Annotated in this window: 13 protein-coding genes and 2 pseudogenes; 5 read left to right on the top strand and 10 right to left on the bottom strand. The window is 63.4% G+C overall.

Annotation, left to right across the window (positions count from 1 at the left end):
- Positions 1–8: 8 nt before the first annotated feature.
- Positions 9–692: a response regulator gene (locus tag AC0L18_RS24790; RefSeq protein WP_023803603.1), complete on the bottom strand. Its 684-nt coding sequence runs from the start codon at positions 690–692 to the stop codon at positions 9–11.
- A gap of 157 nt (positions 693–849) precedes the next feature.
- Here AC0L18_RS24790 and maiA point away from each other — a divergent pair, with 157 nt between their 5' ends.
- Together maiA and AC0L18_RS24780 are read left to right on the top strand one after the other, a co-directional pair.
- Positions 850–1,500, top strand: a complete 651-nt coding sequence (gene maiA, locus AC0L18_RS24785) for a maleylacetoacetate isomerase (protein ID WP_473494576.1) — start codon at positions 850–852, stop codon at positions 1,498–1,500.
- Between the two features lie 29 nt (positions 1,501–1,529).
- Positions 1,530–2,570, top strand: coding sequence for a zinc-dependent alcohol dehydrogenase family protein (locus AC0L18_RS24780; protein ID WP_473494575.1), 1,041 nt, complete (start codon positions 1,530–1,532; stop codon positions 2,568–2,570).
- Positions 2,571–2,776: 206 nt separating this feature from the next.
- On the opposite strand, the gene AC0L18_RS24775 is transcribed toward AC0L18_RS24780, so the two are convergent.
- Positions 2,777–3,640 carry a DMT family transporter gene (locus AC0L18_RS24775; RefSeq protein ID WP_473494574.1) on the bottom strand — a complete coding sequence of 288 codons (864 nt, stop codon included), beginning with the start codon at positions 3,638–3,640 and terminating at the stop codon, positions 2,777–2,779.
- Positions 3,641–3,746: 106 nt separating this feature from the next.
- Between AC0L18_RS24775 and AC0L18_RS24770 the strand changes: the two genes are divergently transcribed.
- Complete coding sequence (locus AC0L18_RS24770) at positions 3,747–5,150, top strand: aminotransferase-like domain-containing protein (protein WP_473494573.1); 1,404 nt, start codon at positions 3,747–3,749, stop codon at positions 5,148–5,150.
- Positions 5,151–5,230: 80 nt separating this feature from the next.
- On the opposite strand, the gene AC0L18_RS24765 is transcribed toward AC0L18_RS24770, so the two are convergent.
- The 3 genes from AC0L18_RS24765 to AC0L18_RS24755 all read right to left on the bottom strand — a co-directional run bounded on the left by AC0L18_RS24765 (position 5,231) and on the right by AC0L18_RS24755 (position 7,781).
- Positions 5,231–5,731, bottom strand: coding sequence for a MaoC family dehydratase (locus tag AC0L18_RS24765; protein ID WP_473494572.1), 501 nt, complete (start codon positions 5,729–5,731; stop codon positions 5,231–5,233).
- A gap of 230 nt (positions 5,732–5,961) precedes the next feature.
- Positions 5,962–6,390: a phasin family protein gene (locus AC0L18_RS24760; RefSeq protein WP_473494571.1), complete on the bottom strand. Its 429-nt coding sequence runs from the start codon at positions 6,388–6,390 to the stop codon at positions 5,962–5,964.
- Positions 6,391–6,485: 95 nt separating this feature from the next.
- Positions 6,486–7,781, bottom strand: a complete 1,296-nt coding sequence (locus tag AC0L18_RS24755; RefSeq protein ID WP_473494570.1) for a DUF445 domain-containing protein — start codon at positions 7,779–7,781, stop codon at positions 6,486–6,488.
- 197 nt (positions 7,782–7,978) lie between these two features.
- Here AC0L18_RS24755 and rirA point away from each other — a divergent pair, with 197 nt between their 5' ends.
- The gene (gene rirA, locus AC0L18_RS24750; protein WP_292549274.1) at positions 7,979–8,440 is read left to right on the top strand and encodes an iron-responsive transcriptional regulator RirA; all 462 of its coding nucleotides are present in this window, start codon (positions 7,979–7,981) and stop codon (positions 8,438–8,440) included.
- 257 nt (positions 8,441–8,697) lie between these two features.
- Here rirA and AC0L18_RS24745 read toward each other — a convergent pair.
- The 5 genes and pseudogenes from AC0L18_RS24745 to hemP all read right to left on the bottom strand — a co-directional run.
- A pseudogene (locus tag AC0L18_RS24745) lies at positions 8,698–9,053 on the bottom strand (ATP-binding cassette domain-containing protein); the annotation flags it as partial.
- Between the two features lie 44 nt (positions 9,054–9,097).
- Positions 9,098–10,198, bottom strand: coding sequence for a FecCD family ABC transporter permease (locus AC0L18_RS24740; RefSeq protein WP_473494569.1), 1,101 nt, complete (start codon positions 10,196–10,198; stop codon positions 9,098–9,100).
- An 11-nt stretch (positions 10,199–10,209) separates the two neighbouring features.
- The gene (locus tag AC0L18_RS24735; RefSeq protein ID WP_473494593.1) at positions 10,210–11,076 is read right to left on the bottom strand and encodes a heme/hemin ABC transporter substrate-binding protein; all 867 of its coding nucleotides are present in this window, start codon (positions 11,074–11,076) and stop codon (positions 10,210–10,212) included.
- Between the two features lie 47 nt (positions 11,077–11,123).
- A complete protein-coding gene (locus AC0L18_RS24730) occupies positions 11,124–12,203 on the bottom strand; it encodes a hemin-degrading factor (RefSeq protein WP_473494568.1) in 1,080 nt (359 codons plus the stop codon).
- 11 nt (positions 12,204–12,214) lie between these two features.
- Positions 12,215–12,451 (bottom strand): hemin uptake protein HemP, encoded by a 237-nt coding sequence (gene hemP, locus AC0L18_RS24725; protein ID WP_287139719.1) that lies wholly within the window; start codon positions 12,449–12,451, stop codon positions 12,215–12,217.
- Positions 12,452–12,657: 206 nt separating this feature from the next.
- On the opposite strand from hemP, the pseudogene AC0L18_RS24720 reads away from it, so the two are divergent.
- Positions 12,658–14,912: pseudogene (locus AC0L18_RS24720) on the top strand (TonB-dependent hemoglobin/transferrin/lactoferrin family receptor).
- Position 14,913: the final 1 nt, after the last annotated feature.

Below are 14,913 nucleotides of genomic sequence, written 5' to 3'. Positions count from 1 at the left end.
GGGCACGCCTAAAACCCCGCCTGGCCGCGAAACAGCTCGGCACTGTCGAGCTTCGAAACCTCGATGACGGCTTGCGTCCGGCTGTAGACGTTGAGTTTGCGCAGGATCTCGGAGACATGCGCCTTGACGGTGGTTTCGCCGACCTGCAGCTCGTAGGCGATCTGCTTGTTGAGCAAGCCCTGGCGCAGCATCTGCAGCACCCGCAATTGCTGCGGCGTCAGTTTGGCAAGCCGCTGCACCATCTCGGCGCGGTCGGTGCTGTCGGCGTCCGGTGGTTGGCCCTCATAGGTTTCGGGCACGTAGATCGCACCTTCCATCACCGAGCGGATGGCGGCGGCCAGATCGCTCTTGCGCGCCGATTTCGGGATGAAGCCGGCAGCACCATAGGACAGCGCCTCGGAAATGATTTTTGGCTCCTCATGCCCCGAAACGATGACCACCGGCAGGCGCGGATAGCGGGTTCGAAGCTGCAGCAGTCCGTCAAAGCCATGCACGTCGGGCATGCTGAGGTCGAGCAGCGCCAGATCGAACGGCTTGGCGTCCGCCAGGAGCTCGAACGCCTCGGTGATCGAGCGCGCCTCGACGGTGTCGACGTCCGGATAGGCCATTTGCACCGCGCTGTGCAGCGCCTCGCGAAACAGCGGGTGGTCGTCGATGATCAGAAACCGGGCGCGATCGTTGACTGCGGTCATGGCGTTCGTTTCAGTTCAGGGCAGGATAGAATAGCCCAGCGACCATGGCCAGATTATTGGCAAATAGTACATCGCCATCGCTGGCCGAAGGGCGGAGATGGCAATTTCCGGACGACCATGCCTTGCTCGGTCGTCCAAATCGGCCGAATGTGCAGGAATGAGCGACCTCGTCCTGCATAACTACTACCGCTCCTCCACCTCCTACCGGGTGCGGATCGCACTGGAGATGAAGGGCCTGACCTACCAATATGTGCCGCATCATCTGCGCCACGGCGAGCATCTGGAGCCCGCCTATCTCTCGGTCAATCCGCAAGGACTGGTGCCGGCGCTGATCCTGGGCGATGGCACGCTGCTGACGCAATCGCTGGCGATCATTGAATTTCTCGACGAGACCAGGCCCAAACCGCCGCTTTTGCCACAGGACGCGCCTGGCCGGGCCCGCGTCAGGATGCTGGCGCAGATGGTCGCCTGCGACATCCATCCGGTGAACAACCTGCGCGTGCTGACCTCGCTGCGCACGCTGTTCGGCGCCGGCGACGAGGACGTCGCCAACTGGTTCCGGCACTGGGTGAACGAAGGTTTCCAGCCGCTTGAAAAGATTCTTGTTTCATCGCCTGAAACAAAAACGTTCTGCCATGGTGACACGCCGGGGCTGGCCGACATCTGCCTGGCCGCGCAGGTCACCAGCAACGCCCGTTTCGGCGTCGACATAGCGCCCTACCCGACGGTCACACGCATCCACGCCGCCTGCATGGCGCTGCCGGCCTTCCAAAAGGCCGCGCCGGAGAACCAGATCGATGCCGAATAGCAGCGCTATCCAATTATGAGGAATTGCCGATGAAAGCCGTTGTCTTCGAAAAATTCGGCGAGATGCCGACGATCCAGACTGTTGCCGACCCGGAGCCGGCACCGGGCGGCGTTGTCATCAAGGTCGAGGCGACCGGGCTCTGCCGCAGCGACTGGCATGGCTGGATGGGCCACGACGACGGCATCCGTCTGCCGCATGTGCCGGGCCACGAGCTTGCCGGCGTCGTGGTGGCCGCCGGCAGCCAGGTGACCCGCTGGAAGACCGGCGAGCGCGTCACCGTGCCGTTCGCCGTCGGCTGCGGCCGTTGCTTCGAATGCAGCTCCGGCAACCATCAGGTCTGCGAGCACCAGACCCAGCCCGGCTTCACCGGCTGGGGCTCGTTCGCCGAATATGTCGCCATCGACCATGCCGACACCAATCTGGTCCGCTTGCCGGACGAGATGGAATTCGCCACCGCCGCCAGCCTTGGCTGCCGTTTCGTCACCTCGTTCCGCGCCATTGTCGACCAGGGCCGGGTGACGCCAGGCGAATGGGTGGCCGTGCATGGCTGCGGCGGCGTCGGCCTGTCGGCGATCATGATCGCCAGCGCCATGGGCGCCAACGTGATCGCCATCGACCTGACCGACGAGAAGCTGGACTTCGCCAAAAAAATCGGCGCGGTGGCGACGATCAATGCCGCCAGGACGCCGAACGTGGTCAAGGCGGTCAAGCAGATCACCAATGGCGGCGCGCACATGTCGATGGACGCGCTCGGCCATCCGACGACGTCGTTCAACTCGATCGCGAACCTGCGCCGGCGCGGCCGCCATGTCCAGGTCGGGCTGATGCTCGGCGATCATGCCAGGCCGCAGATCCCGATGGACAAGGTGATCGCCTTCGAGCTCGAAATCCGCGGCAGCCACGGCATGCAGGCCTACCGCTACCAGGCGATGATGGAGATGATCCGCACCGGCAAGCTGAAACCAGAACTGCTGGTCGGCAAGCGGATCAGCCTCGATGAGGCGCCCGCGGCCTTGATGGCGATGGGCGGCTTCGAAGGCATCGGCATCGGCGTGGTGACGAAGTTCTAGCCGTGCGGCTCTCCCTTCTCCCCTTTTGGGAGAAGGTGGCCGCCCACGGGTCTTGCCTCCGGCAACCCCGAGGACAGGCTCCGCGGCCGGATGAGGGGTGCTCCAGCTTGGCACCGACAGCACGCCGGCCAGCACCCCTCTTCCGTCTTGGCGCTGCGCGCCAATCCACCTTCTCCCACAAGGGGAGAAGGAAGAAGGGCTGGCGCCTATCTCGCATATTTCTTCGCACCGACCACGCAGAGCACGACGGCGGCGGTGACGGCGATCATGGCGGGGCTGACCTGCTCGTGCAGCAGCATTGCCGCCAGGCCGAGGCCGAAGAAAGGCTGCAGAAGCTGCAACTGCCCGACCGCGGCGATGCCGCCTTGCGCCAGCCCGCGATACCAGAACACAAAACCGATCAGCATGCTGAACAGCGAGACATAGGCCAGGCCGATCCACGCGGCCTGGCCGACGTTTTCGAGCGACGGTGGCATAATGATGAGCGTCAGCGCCAGCATGACCGGCAGCGACAACACCAGCGCCCATGAGATCACCTGCCAGCCGCCAAGCTTGCGCGACAGCGCGGCGCCTTCCGCATAGCCCAGTCCGCACACGATGATTGCCGCCAGCATCAGCATGTCGCCAAACGGCGAGGCCGAGACGCCTTGGGTCACTGCAAAACCGGCAACAAGGGCGCTGCCAAGGCATGAAAACAGCCAGAAGGCCGGTTTGGGGCGATCGCCGCCGCGAATGACGCCGAAGATCGCGGTCGCCAGCGGCAACAGGCCGATGAAGATGATGGAATGGGCCGAGGTGACGTGCTTGAGCGCCAGCGCGGTCAGCAGCGGAAAGCCGACCACGACGCCGAGCGCGACGATGGCCAGCGACAACAGATCCTGCCGTTCCGGACGCTTCTGGCGAAAGACGAGCAGAAGCGCGAGGCCGAGGATGCCTGCCGTGGCAGCGCGGGCGACGGTCAGGAAGGCCGGATCGAAATCCATCACCGCAACCCGCGTTGCCGGAAGCGATCCGCTGAAAATCAGCACGCCCACGAATCCGTTGATCCAGCCGCCCGCCGTCTTGTCCATCGCATGCTCCTGATGTTCTCGCCCTCTATCGGGCCGGACCTATGGCGCCGCCAGAGACAATGAGGTACAGTTTGATGAAACTGTTATGGCAGATTGAGCAGTACGGATGGACGAGGAGACGACGGCACATGTGGGCAGCGGGACGCTTGTCGAAAGCGTCATGGCGACGATCAGGCACAGGATCGCCGCGCGCAGCCTGACACCGGGAACACGATTGCCTTCGATCCGGGCTTTCGCGAAAACCATGCAGGTTTCGAAATCCACAGTGGTCGAAGCCTATGAGCGTCTTGCCGCAGAAGGCATCATCCGCTCGCGTCCAGGTTCTGGCTTTTATGCCGCCGGACCGTTGGCTCCCTTGTCGCTGGCCGAGATCGGCCCCAGGCTTGACCGTGCCGTCGATCCGCTCTGGGTTTCGCGCCAGTCGCTGGAAGCCGGCGACGGCGTGCTCAAACCCGGTTGCGGCTGGCTGCCGGCCGCGTGGATGCCGGAGGCCGGATTGCGCCGGGCGCTGCGGACAATGGCACGCGGCGAAGATGTCACGCTGACCGACTACGGCACCCCGCTCGGGCTGCCGCCGCTGCGTCATCTGCTCGCCCGGCGCATGGCAGAGCACGGCATCGAGGCGTCTCCCGACCAGATCATGCTGACGGAATCGGGCACCCAGGCCATCGACCTCCTGTGCCGGTTCCTGCTCGAACCGGGCGACACGGTGCTGGTGGACGACCCCTGCTATTTCAACTTCCATGCCCTGTTGCGCGCTCATCGGGCCAAGGTGGTCGGCGTTCCCTATACGCCATCGGGACCGGATATCGAGCTGTTCGCGCAGGCGCTGGTCGAGCACCGGCCGCGCCTCTACATCACCAATTCCGCGCTTCACAATCCAACGGGTTCAATTCTGTCGCCGGTCGTCGCCCACCGATTGCTCAAGCTCGCCGACCAATCGGATCTGACGATCATCGAAGACGATATCTTTGCCGACTTCGAACACACCCCGGCACCCAGGCTGGCGGCGTTCGACGGTCTTGGTCGCGTCGTCCATATCGGCAGCTTCTCCAAGACGCTTTCGGCGTCGGTGCGCTGCGGCTTCATCGCGGCTCCGCGCGACTGGATGGAAGGGCTGACCGATCTCAAGATCGCCACGTCCTTCGGCAGCGGACGGCTTGCCGGCGAACTGGTGCTAACGCTGCTGAAGGACGGCAGCTATCGCAAGCACGTCGATTTGCTGCGAACGCGGCTTTCCCGCGCCATGGCTGAGACAAGCAGCCGCCTGAAGGCGATCGGCATCACCCCGTGGATCGACCAGCCGACCGGCATGTTCTTGTGGTGCAGACTGCCGGAAGGCGTCGATGCAGCGGAAATAGCCCGTCGCGCCTTGTCGGCCAATGTCGTGCTGGCGCCCGGCAATGCGTTCAGCCTGTCCCAAACCGCCAGCCGTTTCTTGCGCTTCAACGTCGCGCAGTCGGCGGATGAGAGAATTTTCAGGACGCTTGAAGAGGCGATGTCGCGTTAATTTTCCCGCACTGTCCCTTCTCCCCTTGTGAGGGCTTTGCACGGGGGCCGAAGTTTGGCGCAGTTGGCGCTTGGCTCTCCTCACGGCCCTGCCCGCCTGCGCCGCCGCTCATAGAGCATGACCAGGGTTTCGGCGGTCAGCGCCGGCTTCTTCTCACCTTCGATCTCAACGATGTTGGCCGCCTTCATCAGATACTGGCCGGGGCCCTTGTCCTCCATGGACAACAGCGTGATCCGCAGCCTGATGCGCGCGCCGGCCCTGACCGGCGCCAGGAACCGCACCTTGTCAAAACCATAATTGAAGACGGCTTGCGTGTTTTCCGGCACGATGCCCATGTCGAGCGCCAGCGCGCCGATGATCGACAGCGTCAGATAGCCATGCGCGATGGTGGCGCGGAACGGGCTCTGCCGCTTCGCCCGCTCTGGATCGACGTGGATCCATTGGCGGTCGCCGGTGCAATCGGCGAACTGGTCGATGCGGCTCTGGTCGACCGTCGTCCAGTCCGACACGCCAAGCTCCTGCCCTGTCATCGTCCTGAGCTGTTCGTAGGTCGGCGGCGGCCTCAGCCGTATTTGCGTCATTCCTGCTTTCCCGATCGCTTGCCCTGCCTCCGGACCACGAACCGGCCGCCTCTGTCAATTCGCTCAGTGTGTTCCGCCGCGATATCCTCGACCGGATCGCGCCAGTGCCGGTGTAGAGCTGGCAACAGGATTATCGAGCAAGAGGAACTTTGTGCGCCTCGGCGGGACCAACACCAAGGCTTTCGCCAGCCGGGATGACGACAGAAAAGTCCGGCGGCTTGGGAAACAGCCTACTTCTTGTCGTAGCCGCTGCGGATTTCCTCCATCGCCTCCTTGATGCGCTCGCGCAGGATCTCGACCGATTCGGTGCCGGATTTCCTGGCCAGCTCGGCCACCTCGCCGGCATTCTTCAATGCGGTTTCGAAGGATTTCCTGGCGAACGCCGTTTGCTTGGCCATCAGTTCCCGAGGATCGCCCGGCGCCCTGTAGTCCTGTGCCATGTCGGCGATCTCGTGCAGCGTGTCCTGCAGCATCTCGCGTTGCCTGGAGAGCATCGACGACGCTCCGGCAGCACTTGCCCTGGCCGACTTTTCGAGTGCCTCGAGGTTCTTGCGATGATGGCTGAGGATCGCCTCGACATCGACGTTCGGCAGCTTCAGGTCGCGGCCGAACCTGCCGAACATGTCGATGAAGGTGTCGGATTCCGGTCGCTTTGCCATGGTGGTTTTCCTCTGTTGCTGCGAATTCGGCAGCTGAAGAGAAACAATAGAACAGCGGAGCTTCGCGGTCCATTCGGCCGCGCACACATCGCGTCTCATCCGACGAGGAACAGCCGTTCCAAAGTGTGGAGCACGACGCCGGCCAGGCCGCCGATGACCATGCCGTTGAAGCGGATATATTGCAGGTCCCTGCCGATGTTCATTTCGATCAGCCTGGTCAGTTGCGCAAGGTCCCAGCGCTTGACCTGATCGGCGATGAATTTCGAGACGCCGCTCTTCTGGCTTTCGACGAACGACGACAGCGCAACGATAAACCCCTGGTTCATGTCGGCCCTGATCTGGGCGTCGCCGGCAAGATGGCGGCCGACCTCGACGAACATGCTGGCGAGATGGGCGCGGATCATCGAATTCGGCGCCTTGGCGTCCTGCTCGATGAACACACTAAGGCTTTCCCACATGTCGCCGGCCAGCGCCTTCAGCTCCGGCCGGGCGAGGAAATCGCGCTTCAGTTTCTCGGCGCGCTTGGCGTATTGCTTGGATGTCCTCAGCCGCTCGACGAAGCTCAGGACAAAACGGTCGAATTCGGCGCGCATCGGGTGGTCGGGATCGGCCCGCACCTCGTCGAGCAACGAACCGGCTGAGGCGACGATCTTCTTCAGCAGATACGCGTCGGCGCGAAACAGGTTGAACAGCGACGGCAATTCCTCGCGGATCTTCTCGCGCATCGTCGCCAGCGCCGCCTCGTCGCTCAGGAAGCGGCCGACGACCTTGGTGAATTCGTCGAACAGTCTTTGGTGGCGGCGATCATCGGTCAGCGCCGACAGCAACTCGGCGGCGAGCGGCGCCAGCGGCACCTTTTCGATCTGCTCCAGCATGCGGCTGCTGACGAAGCCGCGCAGGCCGGATTGCTCGATCGCCGCCAGTGTCTGCGGCACCAGCCGGCCGACGAAATGCGACAGATCGGCGGCGCGGTTGGGGTCGGCAAGCCAGTCGGCAACGAGCGCGGAAAAATCGACCTCGGCAAGCTTTTCGCGCACCGGCTCGGGCGCCAGGAAATTCACCTCGATGAAGCGGCCGAGAGTATCGGCGATGCGGTTCTGGTTCTCCGGGATGATCGCGGTGTGCGGGATCGGCAGGCCGAGCGGCCGTCTGAACAGCGCCACCACCGCATACCAGTCGGCCAGCCCGCCGATCGTCGCCGCCTCGGCGAAAGCAGCGACGAAACCCAGCCACGGATAATGGCCCTCGAACGACTTGGCCACCGCAAAGATGACGACGCAGAGCGCGAGCGCTGCGGTGGCGACGAATTTTGTGCGCCGAAGCGCCGAAAGCTTGGCCTCCGCGTCGGCATCGAACCGGGTGGATGCCAAAGCCGGTGATGATTGTGGCATGGATGAACTGCTCCTGGTCGATGTCGCGGACTTAACTTAGTGATCCGCCCGCCCGAATGCGCGCCATATCAGGGTCATGGTTGCACGACCGCCCACACAAACATGATAAAGATATTCAACTATCATGCGGTGCTTGTCTGGAATTATTCCAAGGTATAGGCCATATTAGGCCTGAGCTATTGCTTCGTGAGGACAAAATGCGGCTGACACGCCAGACCAACTACGCCATGCGCATTCTGATGTATTGCGCCGCGAATAACGACCGGCTGAGCCGCATCCCGGAGATCGCTGCCGCCTATTCGGTGTCCGAGCTCTTTCTTTTCAAGATCCTGCAGCCTTTGGTCGAGCATGGTCTGGTCGAGACGGTGCGCGGCAGGAACGGCGGCGTCAGGCTCGGCCGCCCGGCCGAATCGATCACCCTATTCGACGTCGTGCGCGTGACCGAAGAGAGCTTCGCCATGGCCGAATGCTTCGAGAACGACGCCGCCGAATGTCCGCTGGTCGACAGTTGCGCACTGAATTCGTCGCTGCGCGAGGCGCTCAACGCCTTCTTCGCCGTGCTCGAGCGCTATACGATCGCCGACATGGTGGCAGCGCGCCCGAACGTGCGCCACCTGCTCGGCATCGACATGCTGGTGCAAAGGGCGCCGGCCGCCTGAATTTGCGCTTTACCCCGAGGGTTTGCGCTGCCCCTCACCTGCCTGCCGGCAACCTCTCCCCGTATAGTGACGGGGAGAGGGCCGCTTCATCGCCGATTTCGCCATTCTCCATCGTTGCAAGAAGGCCGCCGGGGCTGCGGCCAGCCCCTTCTCCCGTCCCTATACGGGGAGAAGTGCCCGGCAGGGCGATGAGGGGCAGCGCCGACCCTTGCAAGTTGGAACGCGTTGGTTGCAGCCCGGCTGACTATCAGACCGACCTAAGCCGCTGACTGCGGCAGCACGAACGGCATGTCTCCGGCCGGCAGCACGCCGACCCGCAGCCGGCAATCGAATACTTTTTCGATCAGATCGTCGCTCAGCACGTCCTGCGGTGAGCCGGTGGCGGCAAGCCTGCCGCGTGCATGACGAAGATCCGGTCGGCATACATCGCCGTCAAATTGAGGTCATGCAGGATCGCGACAACGCCGCCGCCCCGCCTGGCGAAATCGCGGGCGATGTTCATGATGATCAATTGGTGCTTGATGTCAAGGCTGGAAACCGGCTCGTCGAGGAAGAGATAGCGCGGTTTGCCGCCGACGACCGGCGCCCAGACCTGGCAGAGCACACGGGCGAGACATCCCGCGCTTCGATCATGAAAACCCTCTCACAGGTCGCCTCTCATAGGTCGATGACGCCACGCTTGCGCAGCAGGATCCAGAGGAAGAACGGGGCGCCGGCGATCGCGGTGACGATGCCGATCGGCAGCTCGGCCGGCGCCACGATGGTGCGGGCGACGGCGTCGGCCAGCAGCAGCAGGCAAGCGCCAAGCAGGGCCGAGGCCGGCAGCAAATAACGATTGTCCGGGCCGATAGCCAAACGCAGCAGATGCGGCACGACGATGCCGACAAAGCCGATGCCGCCGCTGACGGCGACAGACGCCCCGACCGCCGCCGAGACGCCGATGATGGCCGTGTATTTCAGCCGCTGAACCGGAATGCCGAGATGGCCGGCGGTGGCTTCGCCCAGCGCCAGCGCGTTGAGGCCGCGCGCCAGGAACGGCATCGCCGCCAACGCCAGCACGATCACCGGCCCAACGGAGCCGATTTTCTGCCAGGTCGCGCCGGCGAGCGAGCCGAGCTGCCAAAAAGTCAGGTCGCGCAACTGCCGGTCGTCGGCCATGAAGATCAGGATACCGGTCAGCGCCATGGCAAAGGCCGCCAGCGCGATGCCGGCGAGAAGCATGGTGGCGACCGAGGTTTGGCCGCGCCGGGTGGCCACCTGATAAAGCACCAATGTCGTCGCCAGCCCGCCGGAGAACGCCGCCAGCGGCAGAGCGAGTGTGCCCAGCATCGAAGTTATCGGCGCCAGCACTGTGGCGCCAAGCACGATGACGGACACCGCGCCGAGGCTCGCTCCGGCCGAAACGCCGATGAGACCGGGGTCTGCCAACGGGTTGCGGAACAGCCCCTGCATCACCGCGCCGGAGACGGCCAGTGCTGCGCCGATCAGCACACCGAGCGTGACGCGCGGCAGGCGGATGTCGTAGACGATCAGGCGGTCGCGCGCGCTCAGCGCCTCATTGCCGGGTGCTGCACCCAACAGCCAGTCGCCGACGACGCTGACGGCCGAGGCATCCGATGCGCCTGATGTCAGCGAAAACAGGACGGCAACGGCAAGTCCGAGGCACAAAGCCAGGATGACGATGCGCGCGCGCCCCGAACGGTCGCCGTCGGATGCTGTCGCCATAGTGCCCGCACCAGCGATCGATTGATCCACCATCGGGCGCCCGCTCAGTCCGCGGCCTGCCCGCCGTAGAGCGAGGCGGCAAGGTCGCGGATGACGTCGGCGGTGCGCGGCCCGAAGCCGAGCAGATAACCGCCATCCATGCGGACCAGCTTGCGCGCCGCACCCGCCGGTGTCGACAAAATGGACGGGTTCGCGAACAATTCGTCGTCCGATACGCCGGGACCGGCATTGTTCATCATCAGGATCACTTCGGGCCAGGCGGTGATGACAGCCTCGTCGGACAACTGCTTGTAGCCGGTGAAGCCGTCAACCGCGTTGACCCCGCCCGAAAGCTTGATGATGCCGTCGGCCGCGCTGTCGCTGCCGGAAGCGAGGATCTTGCCGCCCTGCATCGACAGCACGAACAGGACGCGTTTGCGGTCCTTGATCGAAGCGGTCTGCTTTTCGGCGGCCTTCAGCTTGGCATCGATCTCGGCTGCCAGCGCATCGGCCTTGGCGTCGGCGCCAAGCGCCTTGCCGACGATGCGGATCTTTTCGAGAATGCCTTCATGGTCGTAGCGCTCGGGCACCTCGATGAACGTGATGCTCGTCTTCTTCAGCACGTCGACGGCTTGCTTCGGCCCGCTGCCGTGCAGCGCCAGGATGCCCGACGGATTGACCGACAGCACGCCTTCCGGCGACAGCTGGCGCATATAGCCGACGTCAGGCAGCTTGAGCGCCGCCTCGGGATAACGGCTGGTCGAATCGCGCGCGACCAGCCGATCCTGCTCGCCGAGGGCAAAGACGATCTCGGTGATCGAACCGCCGATGGCCGCTATCTTCGACGGGTCCGCAAAGACCTCCGTGCCTTCGGCAGCGCGGGCCGGCAGCGCGAAGGCCACGCAAAGGCACACCGTGGCCCCAAGCGCCATTCCAAAAACACGCGCCCGTTCAAGCAAAGCAGCCATTGTCGTTGTCCTCAGGCTGCGGTCGGGCTTGGAATGCGCGGCAGGTTCTCTGCCAGAAACCGCCAGTCCTCGCGCTCGCTTTCGCCTTCGTGGCGCTTGCCGAAGAACTGGATGATCATCTTGCCGTCGGCGCCATAGGCTTCGAGAGACGTGACATGGCCATCCTTGGTCGGCTTGCGCACGGCCCAGACCTCTTGGATGTGGTCGGCCCGCAGATGCAGGTGGAAGGTCTCGTCCAGCACGTTGATCCACGGCCCCATCGGCTTGATCGACTTTATGGGGCCCGAATGGATCTGGATGCAGCCGCGATTGCCGACAAAGCACATGATCGGCATCTCGCCCTCGGCGGCATGATGGAACATGGCGCTGACGGCATCGTGGTCGAGCAGCCAGGCGTAATCCTGGCCAACCATGCGCAGCGCCTGGCGGCGGTCGAGCTTCAGCGTCTTCAGCATGCCGAAGAACTGATGCACGTCGGTCAGACGGCTCCAGCGGTCGCGCAGATCGTCGACGTCAGCGGAAGCGGCGGAAGCCTCGGCCTCGCTTTCAGGCCCGGCTTCTGAGACCGACCCTTCCTCTGAAATCGCGACGCTCGACTCCTGGTTCGGCGATTCCAGCTCGGCCACCAGCTTCTGATAGGCATAGAGGTTCGACGCCGGCCGCAGATGCACCTTGTGCACCGCCTCGCCTGCCGCATCGAAGAACTGCAGGCTGCGCCTGATATCGCCGCCGTCGCGCTTTTCGACGGCAAAGCCGTGCGCCCAGGCTTTCGGGAAGATGCGCAGGTCGATGTTCTCGCCGAGCACCATGGCATTGTGGTTGCCGGTCACGACCTTGTCGTAGACGCCGATCTTCTCGTGCACGGCGCTTTCATTGCGCGTCAGCGCCATGACCTCGCCGACGGCCTCGAGGCCGGTCAAAAGATCATTGACGCGCGGCTCGACGCGGAGGACGCCGTCGCCGCAATGCGCGGCGACCAGCTCGGCCTCCGAAATGCTAAGCTGGGCGGCGAGATCGCGCTCGCGCGTCTTCGGATTGTCTGCCCGCGCCCGCCGGATCTCGTGCGGCGCGGGCCTTACGCGCTGGTTCATATTTTTATTACCTACTTGTTGAGGATGAGCTTGCCCTGGCGGGTGATTTTTAGCCGGTAGAGCGCTCCGTGATGCTCGATGCCGATCTCGTGCTCGCCCTGGAACAGCGCGTTGCTGGACAGGGTCCTCACCGTCAACGGGACCCGATCGAAACGAGCCGAATTGTCGTCGGAACGGCGAACGCGATCGCGAAAGTCATTGGGGCGAAAGTCACTGGGCCGAAAGTCCTTGGGATTGTGCGTGTTCATCTGGTTCGATCCCTTTCCTGGGCCGGGCCTGGTCGGCTGGCGCGGCGGTGCGTGAAATGCCGATTCATTTCTTGACTTGAATACTCATGTTTACTAGTCAGTGCAATACCGGACTAGATGAGTCAAGATTTAAGAAGCCGGACACGACGAAAAATGCCGGCGCATTAAGCCTGCCAGCATCGAACCAGGATTTTTGGAGTTGGGGCATGGGGTTGGGGAATTGGGGACGGCTGGGTCTGGCGAATAGCAGCCCAGATCCGGGGCATAGAGGTCCGGCGCATCGATCGATGGCAAAGGGCATGGCGGCATTGCTGGCGGGCGCTGCGGCGATCGCGCTGCTTACCCCGTCGGCCAATGCTCAACAGGCCGCCCAAACTGCAACAGATCGGCAGCAGGCCGAACAGGCGCAGGCGCCTGAACAGCCGGCCGCGGCAGGCGCAACGCTGCTCGACCAGATCCTGGTCGTCAGCCGCACCGGCGAGACGGCGATCGATTCCCTGGCTTCGGTCAGCCATGTCGATCAGGAGCAATTGCAACGCCGCATGGCGACGACGCCCAACGAGATGCTGTTGGGTGTGCCGGGTGTAGCGGTCCAGGCCGACGCGAGGCGCGTCTCCTCCAGCATCAACATCCGTGGCTTGCAGGATTTCGGCCGCGTCGCGGTGATCGTCGACGGTGCGCGGCAGAATTTCCAGCGCTCCGACCACGGCCCGCAATCGACCTTCTATATCGACCCGGAACTCATCAAATCCGTCGACGTCATTCGCGGCCCGGTCGCCAACACCTATGGCTCGGGCGCCATTGGCGGCGTCGTCCTGTTCGAGACCAAGGACGCGGACGACTATCTTCGCGACGGCGAGACATGGGCGGCGTCCGCGACCGGGCGCTATGAGAGCAACGGCGAAGGCTGGACGACCAGCGCTGCCGGCGCCTACCGTTTCAACGAAAACTGGGATGTCCTCGGCAACATCGTCTATCGCGACTATGACGACTACAAGGATGGCGGCGGCGATACGGTCGACGGCACCGGCTTCGACGTCTTGAGCGGCCTTTTGAAAACAACCATCCGCCCCAGCGAAAACAGCGAACTGAAGCTGGGCTGGAATGGCACGAGCGACGGCTGGAACGAGGTCAGCGGCGGCACGCCGGTGAATGACGTCGACCTCGAGGCGAATACCTTCACGGCGCGCTACAACATCACCGATGAGGACAAGAGCTGGCTCGATCTCCACGTCAACGCCTCCTACAACAAGACCAACATGGAGATGACGAGCCTGGTTGCGCAAAACCGCTTTGATCCGGTCACCGGTCTTCCCATCGTCCTGCCGGCGGGCTCGATGTCGACTTTCGATGTCGGCACTTCGGGCATCGACATCTGGACACCTCGCGGTTCGAGACCGCCGGCATTGCGCACGAACTGACCTATGGCGGCGACTGGGTTGGCGACGATGTCGAGACGGGTGGCGCCGCAGGCGGCGCCAGTTTCTATACCCCTTCGGGCAAGCGAAACGTTTCCGGCGCCTACATCCAGGACAAACTCACCTGGGACTGGCTCGAAATCATCGCCGGGCTGCGTTACGACAGCTACAAGCTGGAAAGCGATGTCGGCGAAACCGCCGGCGACCGGCTGTCGCCGCGCATCACCGTCGGCGTTTCGCCGTTCGAAACCGCCGGCCTTTCGGGACTGAAATTCTACGGCACCTATGCCGAGGGATATCGCTCTCCGTCACTGTCGGAAACCCTCATCAGCGGCAACCATCCGGCAGGCGTCAGCTTTCCGTTCCTTCCCAATCCCGATCTGAAGCCTGAAACCGGCAAGACCGTCGAATTCGGTGTCAACTACAAGCGCGACGACATCCTCGAAGCCGGCGACGTGTTTCGCTTCAAGGCCGCCTACTTCAACAACGACGTCGAAGACTACATAGCAGATGTAACGCTATCGGCATTCGACCCGACCAGCGGCTGCCCGTTCGGCCCCGGCATCCCGATCTGCTTCCAGTACCAGAACTTTGCAGAAGCCAGGATCCGCGGCTTTGAAATGGAAGGCGTCTATGACGCCGGCTGGGGTTTCGTCGGGCTTTCCGCGTCGATCATCGATGGTCACACGATTTCCTACGATGGCGAGCGGGCTGAGCTGCTTACCATCCCGTCCTCACAGGTCACAGCACAGCTTGGGTTGCGATTCCTGGAGGACAAGCTCACCGTTGGTGGCGAAGTGCAGTACAATGGCAAACCGAAAGGCAATCCGATCGCCGACGATTATACGCTGGTCAATGTCTTTGTCAGTTACCAGGCGAGCGACAATTTCAAGATTGATTTCCGTGCCGACAACCTGTTCGATGTCAAATATGCCAACCCGCTCAATATCACCACGTCTGGCCAGCCTCCGGAGCCTGTCTTCGCGGCCTACGAGCCCGGCGTCACGCTGAAGCTGGCGGCGACAATGCGATTTGGAGGCTGAC

It is taken from the genome of Mesorhizobium sp. WSM4819 (assembly GCF_055811215.1).
This window is presented reverse-complemented; position numbering and strand designations above follow the sequence as displayed.

Bases quoted from the DNA above. Each gene is read 5' to 3' on its own strand.
- AC0L18_RS24790 (WP_023803603.1), bottom strand. From the start codon at position 692: ATGACCGCAGTCAACGATCGCGCCCGGTTTCTGATCATCGACGACCAC.
- maiA (WP_473494576.1), top strand. From the start codon at position 850: ATGAGCGACCTCGTCCTGCATAACTACTACCGCTCCTCCACCTCCTAC.
- AC0L18_RS24780 (WP_473494575.1), top strand. From the start codon at position 1,530: ATGAAAGCCGTTGTCTTCGAAAAATTCGGCGAGATGCCGACGATCCAG.
- AC0L18_RS24775 (WP_473494574.1), bottom strand. From the start codon at position 3,640: ATGGACAAGACGGCGGGCGGCTGGATCAACGGATTCGTGGGCGTGCTG.
- AC0L18_RS24770 (WP_473494573.1), top strand. From the start codon at position 3,747: ATGGACGAGGAGACGACGGCACATGTGGGCAGCGGGACGCTTGTCGAA.
- AC0L18_RS24765 (WP_473494572.1), bottom strand. From the start codon at position 5,731: ATGACGCAAATACGGCTGAGGCCGCCGCCGACCTACGAACAGCTCAGG.
- AC0L18_RS24760 (WP_473494571.1), bottom strand. From the start codon at position 6,390: ATGGCAAAGCGACCGGAATCCGACACCTTCATCGACATGTTCGGCAGG.
- AC0L18_RS24755 (WP_473494570.1), bottom strand. From the start codon at position 7,781: ATGCCACAATCATCACCGGCTTTGGCATCCACCCGGTTCGATGCCGAC.
- rirA (WP_292549274.1), top strand. From the start codon at position 7,979: ATGCGGCTGACACGCCAGACCAACTACGCCATGCGCATTCTGATGTAT.
- AC0L18_RS24740 (WP_473494569.1), bottom strand. From the start codon at position 10,198: ATGGTGGATCAATCGATCGCTGGTGCGGGCACTATGGCGACAGCATCC.
- AC0L18_RS24735 (WP_473494593.1), bottom strand. From the start codon at position 11,076: ATGGCGCTTGGGGCCACGGTGTGCCTTTGCGTGGCCTTCGCGCTGCCG.
- AC0L18_RS24730 (WP_473494568.1), bottom strand. From the start codon at position 12,203: ATGAACCAGCGCGTAAGGCCCGCGCCGCACGAGATCCGGCGGGCGCGG.
- hemP (WP_287139719.1), bottom strand. From the start codon at position 12,451: ATGAACACGCACAATCCCAAGGACTTTCGGCCCAGTGACTTTCGCCCC.